The sequence below is a fragment of the Rhizobium sp. BK538 genome, from assembly GCF_014197575.1.
Taxonomy (GTDB): domain Bacteria; phylum Pseudomonadota; class Alphaproteobacteria; order Rhizobiales; family Rhizobiaceae; genus Rhizobium.
The window spans coordinates 214,778-228,607 of record NZ_JACIFT010000011.1 but is presented as its reverse complement, the minus strand read 5'-3'; the positions used below and the strand labels follow the sequence as shown (position 1 = coordinate 228,607).

Below are 13,830 nucleotides of genomic sequence, written 5' to 3'. Positions count from 1 at the left end.
GGAACGACCCGACTTTCCTCCGCCAGAAATCCTGCAGCCAGAAAAATCCTATCCGAAAAACAAAACCCGCCGAAAAATCGACGGGTTTGTCAGCGGTCTGAGGCCGGCCTTGAGCCGCCCTCTTTGTTATGTGCGATCGTCGTCGCGCATTGTTTCCTTTTGAGTGATGAGCCGCGCGCTGTGCTGACCGCTCAGGTAGATCCAGAGCCAGCTCCAGGCCACAGCAAAGCGCGAACGCGTCCCGATCAGGAAGTAGATGTGGGCGATGCCCCATATCCACCAGGCGATCCAGCCTTTCAGTTTGATGCGACCGAAATCGATGATCGCGGCGCTCTGGCCGATCGTCGCAAGACTGCCCTGATGTCTATAGCGAAACGGAGCGGGCGCCGGTTTTGCCGCTAGGCGCGCGCGGATCACTTTTGCGGCATAGGCACCCTGTTGCTTGGCGGCCGGCGCGATCCCTGGAACCGGGGCGCCGCTCTCCTGAACGACAGAGGCCGTGTCGCCGACGACAAAGACATCCGGAAACCCCGGCGCCGTCAGATCCTTCTCGACGATGACGCGCCCCGCCCGATCTGCCGGCACATCGAGCCACTTGGCAGCGGGCGACGCCTGTACGCCTGCAGCCCAGACGATCGTGCGGCTTGGGATGATCCCTTCGCTTGTCTCGACGCCTGCTGCCGTGCACTCCAGGACGCGCTCGCCGATATGCAGTTCGACACCGAGTTCTTCAAGCGCCTTGCCGGCATAGGCCGAAAGCTCTTCGGCAAAGGTAGGAAGTACGCGCGGCCCCGCCTCGACGAGCACGACCCGTGTCTTGCGCGTATCAATATTGCGGAATTCGCGCGGCAAGGCATTGCGCGCAAGCTCGACAATGATCCCGGCGAGCTCGACACCGGTCGGCCCTGCACCGACAATCGTGAAAGTCAGAAGCGCGTCACGGATAGCGGGATCGGTTTCGGTCTCCGCCCGTTCGAATGCGAGCAGAACCCGTCGTCGGATCGTCGTGGCATCCTCCAGCGTCTTCAGCCCTGGCGCAACCGGCTCCCAATCGTCTCGCCCGAAGTATGCGTGCGTTGCTCCCGTCGCTAGAACAAGGCTGTCATAACGCAGAGTCATGCCGCTGCGTAAGGCAACTTCCTTTGCGGCAGTATCGATACCAACGACCTCACCAAGCAGCGTCGTGACGTCCGGCCGGTCGCTATAGAGGTGGCGAATGGGCCAGGCGATATCCGAGGTCGAAAGGATTGTCGTCGCCACCTGGTAAAGTAGCGGTTGGAACAGGTGATGATTGCGACGGTCGACCAGGGTGATGCGGACGCCCGCTCCCTTCAAATCGTTTGCCAACTGCAGTCCGCCGAAACCGCCACCGACAACGACAACGTGGTGCTCGCTCATGACTTGCCTTTCCGTGCCATTGCGCTACCGCAAATGTCGTCGATTGCCCGCGGCTTTCAACCTCTCTTTGGGTATAGCTCGCCTGCGTCCAGCGGTTGTCGCCGAGGTCGAATTCAGAGAGTGGAGACAACTCAGTCTGCGTAAGCAACCGGAATCGATGTCCCGCTTTTCAGCAACTCCATCGAGATGGATGCGGAAACGTCGAAGAGTTCGATCTTGCGAACGATCTGCTTGTAGATCACATCGTAGTGCTCGACGCGTGGCAGCACGATCTTGAGAATGTAGTCGTGGTTCCCGGTAAGCCGATGCGCCTCGACGATCTCGGGAATGGCGCTGATCGCCCGACGAAATGCTTCGATCCATTCGTCGGTGTGGTGCGCCGTCTTGATCAGCGCAAACACCGTCGTCGGGACACCCATCTTCTCACGGTCAAGCACCACGATCCGCCGCGCAATGTGACCGCTCTCCTCCAGCCGCTGGATGCGCCGAGAACAGGCCGAGACCGATAACGCGACCTTCTCTGCGAGATCCGTCACCGAAATGCCCGCATCGGCTTGCAAGAGTTCGAGGATTCGGCGGTCGCGATCATCCAGCATCGAGTCTTCCCAGAGTTATGATTTGATTTTGCACGATACTGAAATTTGGCGCAAAAATACAGCGCCAACGGAGAACTTGATACAAACAAAGCAAACCATTTGCGCGATGATCGATGCATGATTTCGCCAATAGGAAATTCCAGACGGGAGCATAACAATAATGCAGACAATCGGACTGATTGGCGGGATGAGCTTCGAAAGCTCGGCGGTCTACTATCGCTTGATCAATGAAATGGTGCGCGAGCGCCTCGGTGGGCTCGCCTCGGCCGACCTCCTGATGCACTCCGTCAATTTCGATGAGATCGTCGCCATGCAAAGGGCGGGCGACTGGGACGCCGCTGCCAACCGGCTCGGCGACGTCGCCCTGCATCTGCAGATTGCCGGCGCGCGCTGCATGCTCATCTGCACGAACACCATGCATCTCATCGCCGACCAGGTCGCCTCGCGCATCTCCGTTCCCCTGATCCACATCATCGACGAGACCGCGAAGTCCTTGAAGGCCGCCGGACGCAAGCGCCCGCTGCTGCTCGCCACGCGATACACGATGGAGCATGGTTTCTATGCCGATCGCATGAAGAGCCTTGGCGTCGACGTCGTCGTTCCCGAAGCCGCCGACCGGACATCCGTTCATGACATCATCTTCAATGAGCTCTGCGCCGGAAAGGTGCTCGACAGTTCGCGTGACAAGCTCATGCAGATTATCGAGCGCGAGCGGGCCAAGGGCGCCGACAGCATTATTCTCGGCTGCACGGAAATCTGCCTCATCCTCGACCCGAAGCATCTGCCCCTGCCCGGCTTCGACACGACTGAGATCCATGCCAGGGCAGCTGTCGAGTTCGCGCTTGGCGACGAAGCGGTCGAAGAGATCGTCGCCGCCTGAGTGACAAATTAGTTGACTCAGTCAATTAATTGCAGGACAAAATCTCCTATCAGGAGGTTTTGTCCATGTCCGACTCTGGCTTGATCGACGTCGCCCGCGACTTCAATCGCTTCTACACGAACTTTCTCGGCGTCTTGAACCGGGCCTATCTTGATACGGAGTTCACGCTCACCGACGCACGTGTCCTCTTCGAGGTCGGCTCTCGCAACGGTATAAGCGCGGTCACTCTTGCCCGCGACCTGCACCTCGACCCCGCCTATCTCAGTCGCATCCTCAAGCGCTTCCGAGCCGACGGACTGATCGAAACAAAGCCCGATCCCAGCGATCTGCGCAGTCAGATCATTATGGTCACCACCAAGGGACACGATCAGTTCGAGGAACTTGGCAGGCGCTCAAATGCTCAGATCGCGGAGCGCTTCGGCAACCTCGCCGAGGGCGAGCCGCAAAGCGTTGTAACGGCAATGACAGCTATCCGCTCGCTACTCGATCCGGACGCCTCACCTCCTCCATTGGTCATCCGCGCCCACCGGCCCGGAGATATCGGCTGGATCGTTCAGAGCCAGGGGAAGGCCTATACCGAGGAATACGGCTGGGACATGCGCTTCGAGGGCCTTGTTGCAGAGGTCGCCGGCAAGTTCCTGGCGAATTTTGATCCGTCGACGGAGTATTGCTGGATTGCCGAGCGTGGTGGCATCAACGTCGGCTCCATTCTCGTGACCAATGGCGGCGACGGCGTTGCGAAGCTTCGTCTGCTCTATGTCGACAAAGCGGCACGCGGCCTCGGGCTCGGCAAGATGCTGGTCGACGAATGCATCCGCTTTGCCAGAACAAAGAAATATCGACAGATAACGCTCTGGACGAACGACATCCTGCACGCTGCGCGCGGCATTTACTTGAAGGCCGGCTTTCGCCTTGTCTCCGAAGAAAGACACCGGATGTTCGGGCCGGAGGAAAACGGGCAGACCTGGGTTCTTGATCTCTGATTTGCTGCGTCGCAAAAGTTTCACTTGATTTGGAAACGATCATTTCCTAATTAGTCAGCCATGACCATGGCGACCCTTTCTGAAACGACCCGGACACGCGGCAGGCCGCGCGAGTTCGATCGCGATGCAGCGCTCGACACGGCGCTGCAGGTGTTTGCCGAGCGCGGCTATCATGCCGCGTCGATCAGCGAGCTCACCGAGGCCATGGGCCTTGCCTCCGGCAGCGTCTACAAGGCTTTCAAGGACAAGCGCGGCATATTCCTCGCAGCCTTCGACCGATATCGCACCGTGCGTCGCGGCCTGCTGGATGCCCGCATGGCGAAGGTTGGAACCGGCCGCGAGAAAATCCGCGAGGTCCTGGCCCATTATGCGCTCTCGTCACATGGCGCCTCCGGTCGTTGCGGCTGCCTCGTCGTTAGCAGTGCGAACGACCTTGCGCTTTTCGACGAGGAAGCCGCCGAGCGTGTCGCAGCGGCTTTTACAGCCAACGAAAAACTGATCACCGATCTCCTCCGCCTCGGCCAAAGCGACGGCTCGATCGCAGCCGAAATTGACGTCGCGGCCACCGCCCGTACCCTCCTTTGCGTCACCAAGGGAATGCGAGTGGTCGGCAAAACGGGACGAAGCGAAGAAGACATGGTCGCTGTCGCCGAGACTGCAATGAAGCTTCTTGCGTGAATCGGGTTGCGATCGACCTGCCTAAACGCGCAACCTTTTTTAATCATCCGATAGTCCCACCGGAGCCTACTATGAGCCTTTCGACCACCACGCGGGAAACCGTCGCGCCACAGACGATCTCGCCGTTGATGACGTTTCTTTTCGCCGCCGCATGTGGGCTGGTTGCCGCCAATCTCTATTACGGCCAGCCGCTCGCCGGGCCAATCAGCACATCCCTCGGCTTTACGCCGGCGGCAACCGGCCTGATCGTCACCCTGACGCAGATCGGCTACGGTCTCGGACTGCTCTTGATCGTCCCACTCGGCGATCTGCTGGAAAATCGCAGACTTGTGCTGACACTCATCACCACCTCAGCTGTCGCTTTGGTCGGAGCCGCCTTATCGTCAACGCCCGCGATGTTTCTCCTCGCCTCGTTGTGCATCGGCCTCGCCTCGGTCGCCGTCCAGGTGCTCGTTCCCTTTGCCGCCCACATGGCGCCGGACGCAAGCCGTGGCCGCGTCGTCGGCAACGTCATGAGCGGGCTGCTCTGTGGCATCATGCTGGCACGCCCCTTCGCCAGCTCCCTTGCCGAGGCGACTTCCTGGCACATGGTCTACTTCGTCACCGCTGCCTTGATGATCGCGCTCGTCGTCATTTTGAGGGCTAAGCTGCCAGTGCGTGTTCCTCACACTAAGCTGAGCTATGGCAAGCTGCTTGCCTCTATGGCAGATCTCGCCCTCCATTCGCGCGTTCTGCAGCGTCGCGCACTCTACCAAGCCGGCATGTTTGGTGCTTTCAGCCTGTTCTGGACCACCACGCCTCTGCTTCTGGCCGGCCCTGAATTCGGGCTGACGCAGAACGGCATTGCCTTGTTCGCGCTGGCCGGTGCTGCCGGTGCCATCGCTTCGCCGATCGCCGGACGCCTGGCCGACCGCGGCCTGACCAAGGCTGCCTCCACGCTGGCGATGTTGCTTGGAATGTCGGCCTTTCTCATCAGCCACTTCGCGACGGACGGTTCGCTGACGGCGCTGCTGTTGCTGACGGCGGCGGCAATCCTTCTCGATTTCGGCGTAACGACCAATCTTGTCTGCGGACAGCGTGCAATCTACGCGATCAGCGCCGAGCATCGCAGCCGTCTGAACGGTCTCTACATGGCGACATTCTTTGCCGGTGGAGCGATCGGATCGGCCGTGGGCGGCTGGGCTTACGCCACCGGTGGTTGGACGATGACTGCCTGGATCGGCTTCTGTTTCCCGGCCTTCGCGTTCCTTCTCTTCCTGACGGAAGGCCGCGGCACGCAGATAGTCTCAGACGTTGCCTGAGTCGAACCTGAGCCGGGCGGCGCGAACTGCGCTATGGTTTTCTTCCGCCCAGTTCAGCAGCAGTGCGAGAGTACTGTAGAGCGAGCGGCCAAGATCGGTCATGCGATACTCGACACTCGGCGGCTTGGTCGGAAACACCTCCCGCTCGATATAGCCGTCACGCTGCAGATCTCTTAGCGTCTGCGTCAGCATGCGCTGCGAGATGTCAGGGATCATCCGCCGCAACTCGCCGAATCGGTATGGACGTTGCGACAGCGCCTCGAGCATCAGCGTCGACCATTTGCCGCCGATCTGCTGCATCATGTCCCTGACCGGGCAATTGCTGAAGTCGAGCTTGCTGAGATCGACGTCTCGACGAATGCCGGGTGCCTTGTTCTTCAGGTTGACGACGGAGCCGCTCATCCTTGGTTCCCTTTTGGTAACGTAGAGCGAAAAAACTGCCTTCTTTACAGCTCGCAGTCAATTCCTATTCTAGAGCTACTCTCTTTTTGAGACCAGTAACGAACCTAGAGGAAAGACATGAGCGAGACCATTCTCATCACCGGCGCCGCCGGCCAGCTTGGCCAGAGGGTCATCCATCACCTGCTCGAGACCGAGAAAGTTCCTGCTGCAAAGATCATCGCCGCAACGCGCGACCCCGCCAAGCTCGCAGATCTCGCCGCCAAGGGCGTGGTCACCCGCCAGGCGGACTTTGACGATGCCGCCTCGCTAGAAGCCGCCTTCAAGGGCGTCGATCGGTTGCTGATCATCAGCACCGATGCACTTGCCGTCCCCGGCCAACGTCTCAAGCAGCACGAGGCAGCAGTGGATGCGGCCGTGAAGGCCGGCGTGAAACACATCGCCTACACGTCGATGCCCTCGCCGGACAAATCGCTGGTCACTTTCGCACCGGACCACCTCGGCACCGAGAATGCCATCAAGGCGACGGGCATCCCCTCCACCATCATCCGCAATGCCTGGTACATGGACAACTATCTCCATGGCATGCCGCACAATCTCCAGTCGGGAAGCTGGTACACGGGCAGCGGCGAAGGCAAGATTTCGAATATCTCTCGCGAAGACTGCGCACGGGCGATCGCAGCAGCTCTTGCCTCAGGGACGAAGGAAAATGCGACCTATACGCTGACCGGAGCGGAGTCTCTGACAGCAAACCAGATCGCAGCGACCGTCACCGATGCGGTGGGAAAGCCGTTGAAGGCTGTTAGCGTCACGGATGAGCAGCTTGGCCAGGGTATGCGCGGCGCGGGTCTTCCCGATTTCGTCGCCGACATGCTGGTCTCCGCCGATGCCAACATCCGCGCGGGCAACTTCGATCTGGTAACAGCCGATTATGAGAAACTGACCGGCAAGAAGCCTGAGACACTCAAGGACTTCTTCATCGCGCACAAGACCGCCCTCATTGCCTGAGTCGGTCAAGGAGGTCCGCTTCGCACCACCGGAGCGGGCCTTCGCCTATTCGCGGTCTTAGATCTTCTGACCGCACGCCCGGCAGAACCGCCGAACGGTTTCCGCCATGCCGAATTCTAGCGCGTCCGCCGTCAATCCATGACCGATGGACACCTCAGCAAGTTTGGGAATACGCTTTACAAGCGGCGGCAAATTCGCAACCGTCAGATCGTGCCCCGCATTGACACCCAGGCCGATTGCCAGCGCCGCATCCGCTGTCTTGCCGAGCGCTTCAAGGATTGGCCCTGCCCGTTCGGGCGCGTCGTAGCACCCGCCATAAGGACCCGTATAAAGTTCGATCCGGTCAGCGCCGACCGCCTTGGCGATAGCAACGGCCTCGGCGTCCCCATCGCCGTCGGCGAACAGCGATACGCGCGTTCCCATCTTCTTCAGCCGCGCGATGACGTCTGTCAGGAAGTCGCGGTGCTTGCGGAAGTCCCAGCCATGATCCGAGGTTGCCTGTGAGGGATCGTCAGGAACCAGCGTGACCTGCTCAGGCGCGGCGCCGACACAAAGTTCGAGGAACTCATCGGTCGGATAGCCTTCGATGTTGAACTCGGCAGCAGGAAATTCATCATCGATCAGGTTTCGGATGACAGGCAGGTCGGAGAAACGGATGTGCCGCTGGTCAGGCCGCGGATGCACGGTCAGTCCGCTGGCGCCGGATTGCAGCGCGATCCGCCCCAGCCCTTCGACACTTGGCCACGGCAGATCGCGGCGGTTGCGCAGCATCGCGACGGCATTGAGATTGACGGAAAGCGTGGTCGGCATGGCAGGATTCCAAATGAAGCGAAGGATGATCGTTTCTAGGCCAATGAGTCGGTATGGGCCAACGAGATTCGTACATGAATGCATGTGAATCTGTGATGACGCGAGTGTTTCACCCGTCAGCGCGACACTGAAAGTACATATGGTTCGGTCCTCGCACTTTAGATGATCAAGCGTTTCTCCAACGCTGATTCCTCACGAGAATCGCCTTCACCTGGTGCAACTTTCTGTCCGGATTGCCCTGCAAATTAAAAGTCACTAATTTTGATACTAACAAAATACGTCAATCACGGGTAACGTAAGCTCACAATATCGAAGAGAACACCGCCAGTTGCTTCTATGCCTGAACAGGAACGATAAGAGGGAACCCCACTCAACCGCACCCTTTTGCAATTTGCAGACGCACAATGAGCACAATGGGAGGGACCATGGCAGAAGGTTACAAGCAGGGGTTCACCTCAGACCTAGCGACACAAACGCGACCGCGGCACCGTTTCCTCCCGTCAGCGGCTCTCCCCGCCGACTTGCCCCGCGGAAGAGTACCGATCGCCGACATGGCCAATGCCTTCGGCGTGACCCATCGAACCCTGCATTTCTATGAGGAGAAAGGGCTGATTTCGGCCAGCCGAATTGGCCTGATGCGCGTTTATGAGCCGGGCGACGTTATGCGCATGGCCGTCATCAACGCTTGCCGCGAGGCCGGCATGGCGGTTGCCGTGATCCAGGATCTGATGACTGACCTCATCGAGGCCGACTCGCAGGAGGCTGCCGAGGCTCTGTTTCGCGATGCGCTCGTGACCCGCAAACGCGAACTCAGCGCGGAAATGTCCACATTGCATCGACAGATGCAGCAGGTGAGCGATTTGCTCGATCGCGAGGCGACCGAGGATCAACCCCTCAACGACAATCAAAGCGGATCGGCACTCACGGATCAGGAGTTGCGGTGTCTCGCACTGATGGCGGCAGGGCTTTCCACGCAGCGCATTGCACGCACCCTCGACCTTCGAGATGACACTGCACGATCACTTGAAGCCGGCATCATCCAGAAATTCCACGCCAACAATCGCTTTCAAGCCATAGCCAAGGCCGTCATGCTCGGCGTCGTCCAAGTCTGACGCTCAGGAAAATTGCCTAACGCACGATCGTCAAGGTTTCTGCTGCGCGCGTGATAGCCGTGTAGAGCCACCGTTCGCGTGTATCGCGGAATGCCCAGCTTTCATCGAACAGCACGACGTTGTTCCACTGCGAGCCCTGCGCTTTGTGAACCGTCAGCGCATAGCCGTAGTCGAATTCGTCATAGCGCTTGCGCGTGTTCCAGGGAATCTCACCCTCGACATCCTCGAAAGCCTGCTTCAGCAGCTTGATCTTCGCTGCGCCGCGATCCATGTCGTCGTCTTCAGGCCGGATCAACAGGTTGATGCCGGGCTTCGTCGTCTCCCTGGACGATGTCATCACCTGCCAGAGCGAGCCGTTGAGCAAGCCCTTTGCCGGATCGTTGCGCAGGCAGACGAGCTTGTCGCCCGTTTGCGGATACTCGGCCGTAAAACCCTTCAGCTCGCGAAGCCGCTGATTGTATCGGCGTCGCGTGCGGTTGGTGCCGACGAGCACCTGATCGGCATCGAGCACTAGCGACTGGTTCACCTCGCCCTTGGAGATGACCTGCGCGGTGCCATAATCGCCGTAGCTGACTTCGTTGCCCTCACGAACCTGCATTGCGAGCTGGATGATCGGATTGTCGCGAGCCTGGCGGTGAATGTCCGTCAGCAGATAGTCCGGCTCCTGATTGGTGAAGAAGCCGCCGCCGGAAACGGGAGGCAGCTGGCCGGGATCGCCGAGCACCAGAATCGGCGTTCCAAAGCTCATCAGGTCCCTGCCCAGCGCCTCGTCCACCATCGAGCACTCGTCAACCACAATAAGCGCAGCCTTTGCAACCGGGCTCTGCCGGTTGATGGAGAACATCGGCGCGATGGAGGTCTTGCCCGTTTCCTCGTCCTCGACTGCCTCCTCGCCGCGCGGGCGATAAATCAGCGAATGGATCGTCTTTGCGTTGCTGGCGCCGCGCGATCGCAGCACCTGAGCCGCCTTGCCCGTAAACGCGGCAAACAGCACATCACCGTCCACATGCTCCGCGAAATGCCGCGCAAGCGTCGTCTTGCCCGTACCGGCATAGCCGAACAGACGGAAAAGCGGCGACCGCCCTTCTTTCAGCCATTTGGAAACGGCCTTGAGGGCTTCATCTTGTTGCGGAGCAAATTGCATCGTGGATCGACTTGGCAGGATTCGCCTGACATAGGCAACCCAGAAAATCTGGGCGAGCGGGCGATCACAATGGAATAAAACCGACGCCGATGGTGTCTCATGTCTGGCAACGCAATCAAGCGTGCCAACACGTGAGGAGAGAACCCATGAAATCCGCAAAGATGCTGATCGCATTTGCCATTGCATCCGCCGTCGCAACGTCCGCATTTGCGGCCCCGCCCGTCAAGGCGGTGAAATCCAGCAAGGGCGAGGTTCTTGCCGGCGAAAACGGCATGACTCTCTACACGTTCAAGAAGGACAAAATGGGCGTTTCCAATTGCTACGACGATTGCGCCAAGAACTGGCCGCCGCTGAAGGCCGCTAGCGATGCGAAGCCAGAGGGTGCATATTCGATTGTCGAACGGAAGGACGGCAGCAAGCAGTGGGCCAAGGACGGCATGCCGCTCTATTTCTGGGTGAAGGACAAGAAGATGGGCGATATCACCGGTGACGGCGTCGGCGGCAACTGGGATCTCGTCAAGCCGTGAGCGAACCGATTTGAAGACACCAGGGCAAGATACCTTCGAGGGCCAGATCCTGGCCCTCCTTCCCTCGCTGAGACGCTATTCCCGCAGCCTCACCCGGTCCGACGCGGACGGGGAGGATTTGCTGCAGGACTGCGTCGAGAAGGTCCTGGCCCGCCGCGGACAGTGGCGGGGGCTGAACTTGCGCGGCTGGGTGTTGACGATCATGACGAATCTCTATCGCAACGGCCGCCGCCAGACGGATCGCGCGCCGTTCGTGGAACTCGACGACGCTGAGGATACCGTATCGGTGGATCCCGCTCCCGATCCCCTCGAACGCTCGCGGCTGGAGGACGCGCTAAACAGCCTCTCGGAGGAAAACCGCTCGGTGCTGATGCTGGTCGTCATCGAAGGCTATACCTATCAGGAGGTCGCGACCGCGCTCGACATCCCGATCGGCACGGTTATGTCGCGCCTGTCACGCGCGCGCCAACGGATAGGAGAGCGCATGAAGGCTGACAATGTCATTACGCTTCGGAGACCGAAATGAACGAGATCAACCAGACCGTGACCGAAGCGGATCTTCATGCCTATGCCGACGGGCAGCTTCCCGATCAGGCACGCGCGCGCATCGAAGCGTGGCTCAGTGACAATCCGGACGATGCAGCAAGAGTGGCGGAATGGACGGCACGAAATGCCGATATCCGATCGCTCTTCGCAGCTTATGAAAAATCCACGGACGCGGATATAGGGCTCGTCACTGGCCGCAGACAGCCCGCAAATTGGCCGAAGCGCCTGGCGACGATGGCCGCGATCATAGCGATTTTCGGCCTTGGCGCGTTGAGCGGCCACTACGGCCCGACGCTGTTTGAAAAGCCGGATCTGCAACTGACGGAACTCGAAACGCTTCCCAACGAAGCCCGCAACGCCTTCCTGGTTTACGCCGGTGAGGTCCGTCATCCTGTCGAGGTCTTTGCCAATGAGGAAGCTCATTTGGCGACCTGGCTCGGCAAGCGGCTAGCTGTTCAGGATCTCAAGGTTCCGAACCTGCAGGAGCTCGGCTTCAAGCTGGTCGGCGGTCGCCTGTTGCCCGTCGATGGCAGTCCCGGTGCGATGTTCATGTACGAGGACCAGGCTGGCGAACGCCTGACGGTCCTCGTCGGGCGCAACGCCGATAACAGATCTACCAGCTTCCGCTTCGCCTCGTCCGGCAATATCGAAACCTTCTACTGGATCGATGGCGAACTCGGCTATGCCGTGACCGGCGAGGTCTCGCGCGATGTGTTGAGAAAGGTCGCGGAGGAGTGCTACAGGCAGTTTCCGTCCTGATCCTCAGTACAGCGGATCATTGGCAAGCTCGATAGGCTTGCCGTGCGGCGTTGCCTCCGCCGCCCGCTGCCAGCTCTTCTGCAGATCGAGGATCATGTCGGCGTCGGCCACGCCGAGTTTGACAAGGATCGCCGAAAGCGCCGCCACCCAGCAATCGAAATAGTCGCTGCCGTCTTCGGCGCGGCCGGGCTGATGCAACTCCAGGGACAGGGTCTTTGCCCATTCGCTCCACGTAAACAGGCCGCGCTCGTGCAGATGCACCGTCATGGCGAAAGCTTCCGCAGCCCAGGGCTCGGGAAAAACCGGCTCGCCATCGGAGGATTTCGGCAGTTGCGGCGATTGCGCCAGCGGCGAGCGCGTTTCACACTGGCTCAAGATAGCTCTCCCAGGCATCGATCGACACGCTGAGCGTCGGGTCGGCACCTTCGCCCCAGATCTCTACACCGTCGAACACGACCGTATAAACCCATTGCGGGTTTTCGCCCTTTCCATGGGCGTTGTCGTCCGGAAACACGAAGGAGCCCTGCACCACCTCCACAACGCCGGTTTTGGCGCGTGCATAACGCGGCAGCCGCGTATGTGTGGTCGGATTGAAATTCCTGGTTCGGACCCTGTCCCCGGCGCCAAAGCGGGGCGGCGTTGTCACCGACCGATCACACGGACCACCCTTTGCCAGCACGCCCGCCACCATGTCGGCCTTCAGGACGCGCTTCGGCGTCGCGCCATCCGTTTGCTTGTGGCCAGCAGCGATCTCTCCGGCGGTGACGAAACCGTGCCGCTCAAGCAGCACCTCGAGAGCCCGCGTCCAGATCTCATAGTAGCTCGCGCCAAGATAATTCGCCGGCGGAATGTTTTCGCGGGCATGCCGACTCTCGTCGATATTCCAAGCGCCAAACGCGCCACTGGAAAGCGTAAGTCCAAGCGCCCGTTTCTCCCACTCCGCATGGAAATACGGCTCGTTCTTCTGGGGCGCGACTGGGCCGAAGCCCATCTGACCGCCAAGGTCGTGAGGGCCGTTCATGGAGCAACTCCCGCCACAGCCGCGAGACCCGTCCCGATCATCGCGTCGCGGCTGACGAGATCGGCAAGCTGCTCCTCGCTCCACCCTTCTGTGCCTTCCGGTCGCTCGGGAACGACCAGATAACGCAGCTCCGCAGTCGAATCCCAAACGCGGATCTTCTTATTCTCCGGCAACATCACGCCGAACTCAGCCAGCACGCCCCGCGGATCGATGACCGCCCGCGAGCGATAGGCGGGGGCCTTGTACCAGACCGGCGGCAGGCCAAGCACGGACCACGGATAACAGGAGCAAAGCGTGCAGACGACGAGATTGTGCGTATCCGCGGTGTTGAACACCGCACGCATGTGCTCACCCTGACGGCCGGTATAGCCGAGGCTCGCGACGGCAGCCGTCGCATCACGCCGCAACCACTCGGCAAATTCATGATCACTCCACGCCCTGGCAACGACGCGCGCGCCGTTGCGCGGACCGACCTTTGTCTCGTAGGTCTCCACGATCGCGTCTATCGCCGCCGGATCGATCAGTCCCTTCTCCGTCAGAACCGTCTCAAGCGCCCTCACCCGCGCCTGCATGTCGGTATAGCGGTTATCGTGGTGGTGGTCGTGGTCGTGCTGGTGATCGTCGTCGTGCACGAGATATCCTCCTCCGCCAATCTGCCGCTATCTTTA

Annotated in this window: 17 protein-coding genes; 9 read left to right on the top strand and 8 right to left on the bottom strand. The window is 60.1% G+C overall.

The features are described 5' to 3' along the window. Nucleotides 1-126 precede the first annotated feature (126 nt). Both FHX09_RS15920 and FHX09_RS15915 read right to left on the bottom strand, forming a co-directional pair. Nucleotides 127-1,398, bottom strand: a complete 1,272-nt coding sequence (locus FHX09_RS15920) for an NAD(P)/FAD-dependent oxidoreductase (RefSeq protein WP_132590813.1) — start codon at nt 1,396-1,398, stop codon at nt 127-129. Between the two features lie 131 nt (nt 1,399-1,529). After that, nucleotides 1,530-1,994, bottom strand: coding sequence for an Lrp/AsnC family transcriptional regulator (locus FHX09_RS15915; RefSeq protein ID WP_007802135.1), 465 nt, complete (start codon nt 1,992-1,994; stop codon nt 1,530-1,532). 160 nt (nt 1,995-2,154) lie between these two features. Here FHX09_RS15915 and FHX09_RS15910 point away from each other — a divergent pair, with 160 nt between their 5' ends. The 4 genes from FHX09_RS15910 (at nt 2,155) to FHX09_RS15895 (ending at nt 5,836) form a co-directional block, all read left to right on the top strand. Next, nucleotides 2,155-2,874 (top strand): aspartate/glutamate racemase family protein, encoded by a 720-nt coding sequence (locus FHX09_RS15910; protein ID WP_007802137.1) that lies wholly within the window; start codon nt 2,155-2,157, stop codon nt 2,872-2,874. Between the two features lie 65 nt (nt 2,875-2,939). Next, the gene (locus FHX09_RS15905; RefSeq protein ID WP_007802139.1) at nt 2,940-3,857 is read left to right on the top strand and encodes a bifunctional helix-turn-helix transcriptional regulator/GNAT family N-acetyltransferase; all 918 of its coding nucleotides are present in this window, start codon (nt 2,940-2,942) and stop codon (nt 3,855-3,857) included. A 60-nt stretch (nt 3,858-3,917) separates the two neighbouring features. After that, nucleotides 3,918-4,535: a TetR/AcrR family transcriptional regulator gene (locus FHX09_RS15900; protein WP_132590811.1), complete on the top strand. Its 618-nt coding sequence runs from the start codon at nt 3,918-3,920 to the stop codon at nt 4,533-4,535. Nucleotides 4,536-4,606: 71 nt separating this feature from the next. After that, on the top strand, nt 4,607-5,836 hold the full coding sequence (locus FHX09_RS15895; protein WP_132590809.1) for an MFS transporter: 1,230 nt from the start codon (nt 4,607-4,609) through the stop codon (nt 5,834-5,836). Here FHX09_RS15895 and FHX09_RS15890 read toward each other — a convergent pair. Next, a complete protein-coding gene (locus FHX09_RS15890) occupies nt 5,822-6,238 on the bottom strand; it encodes a helix-turn-helix domain-containing protein (protein ID WP_007802145.1) in 417 nt (138 codons plus the stop codon). The genes FHX09_RS15895 and FHX09_RS15890 overlap by 15 nt on opposite strands. A 117-nt stretch (nt 6,239-6,355) precedes the next feature. On the opposite strand from FHX09_RS15890, the gene FHX09_RS15885 reads away from it, so the two are divergent. Continuing rightward, nucleotides 6,356-7,243: an SDR family oxidoreductase gene (locus FHX09_RS15885; protein WP_132590807.1), complete on the top strand. Its 888-nt coding sequence runs from the start codon at nt 6,356-6,358 to the stop codon at nt 7,241-7,243. Between the two features lie 57 nt (nt 7,244-7,300). Here FHX09_RS15885 and FHX09_RS15880 read toward each other — a convergent pair whose 3' ends face one another. Further along, nucleotides 7,301-8,053, bottom strand: coding sequence for a pyridoxine 5'-phosphate synthase (locus tag FHX09_RS15880; protein ID WP_007802149.1), 753 nt, complete (start codon nt 8,051-8,053; stop codon nt 7,301-7,303). Between the two features lie 425 nt (nt 8,054-8,478). On the opposite strand from FHX09_RS15880, the gene FHX09_RS15875 reads away from it, so the two are divergent. Next, nucleotides 8,479-9,165: a MerR family transcriptional regulator gene (locus FHX09_RS15875; RefSeq protein ID WP_007802151.1), complete on the top strand. Its 687-nt coding sequence runs from the start codon at nt 8,479-8,481 to the stop codon at nt 9,163-9,165. Nucleotides 9,166-9,181: 16 nt separating this feature from the next. On the opposite strand, the gene FHX09_RS15870 is transcribed toward FHX09_RS15875, so the two are convergent. Beyond that, a complete protein-coding gene (locus FHX09_RS15870) occupies nt 9,182-10,309 on the bottom strand; it encodes an ATP-dependent RecD-like DNA helicase (protein ID WP_007802152.1) in 1,128 nt (375 codons plus the stop codon). A gap of 146 nt (nt 10,310-10,455) precedes the next feature. Here FHX09_RS15870 and FHX09_RS15865 point away from each other — a divergent pair, with 146 nt between their 5' ends. Genes FHX09_RS15865 through FHX09_RS15855 form a run of 3 tightly spaced genes read left to right on the top strand, consistent with a single transcriptional unit; the run spans nt 10,456 to nt 12,141 of the window. Beyond that, complete coding sequence (locus FHX09_RS15865) at nt 10,456-10,836, top strand: hypothetical protein (protein ID WP_007802155.1); 381 nt, start codon at nt 10,456-10,458, stop codon at nt 10,834-10,836. Between the two features lie 10 nt (nt 10,837-10,846). Continuing rightward, nucleotides 10,847-11,362, top strand: a complete 516-nt coding sequence (locus FHX09_RS15860; protein ID WP_183720407.1) for an RNA polymerase sigma factor — start codon at nt 10,847-10,849, stop codon at nt 11,360-11,362. After that, complete coding sequence (locus FHX09_RS15855) at nt 11,359-12,141, top strand: anti-sigma factor (RefSeq protein WP_132590803.1); 783 nt, start codon at nt 11,359-11,361, stop codon at nt 12,139-12,141. The genes FHX09_RS15860 and FHX09_RS15855 overlap by 4 nt, the downstream gene beginning before the upstream one ends. A gap of 3 nt (nt 12,142-12,144) precedes the next feature. Here FHX09_RS15855 and FHX09_RS15850 read toward each other — a convergent pair whose 3' ends face one another. Genes FHX09_RS15850 through nthA form a run of 3 tightly spaced genes read right to left on the bottom strand, consistent with a single transcriptional unit; the run spans nt 12,145 to nt 13,794 of the window. Continuing rightward, entirely contained in the window at nt 12,145-12,516 is a 372-nt protein-coding gene (locus FHX09_RS15850) for a nitrile hydratase accessory protein (RefSeq protein WP_132590801.1), read from the bottom strand. Further along, nucleotides 12,503-13,162 (bottom strand): nitrile hydratase subunit beta, encoded by a 660-nt coding sequence (nthB, locus tag FHX09_RS15845; RefSeq protein WP_184450362.1) that lies wholly within the window; start codon nt 13,160-13,162, stop codon nt 12,503-12,505. Before nthB ends, FHX09_RS15850 begins: the two co-directional genes overlap by 14 nt. After that, nucleotides 13,159-13,794 carry a nitrile hydratase subunit alpha gene (gene nthA / locus FHX09_RS15840; RefSeq protein ID WP_183720413.1) on the bottom strand — a complete coding sequence of 212 codons (636 nt, stop codon included), beginning with the start codon at nt 13,792-13,794 and terminating at the stop codon, nt 13,159-13,161. Before nthA ends, nthB begins: the two co-directional genes overlap by 4 nt. Nucleotides 13,795-13,830: the final 36 nt, after the last annotated feature.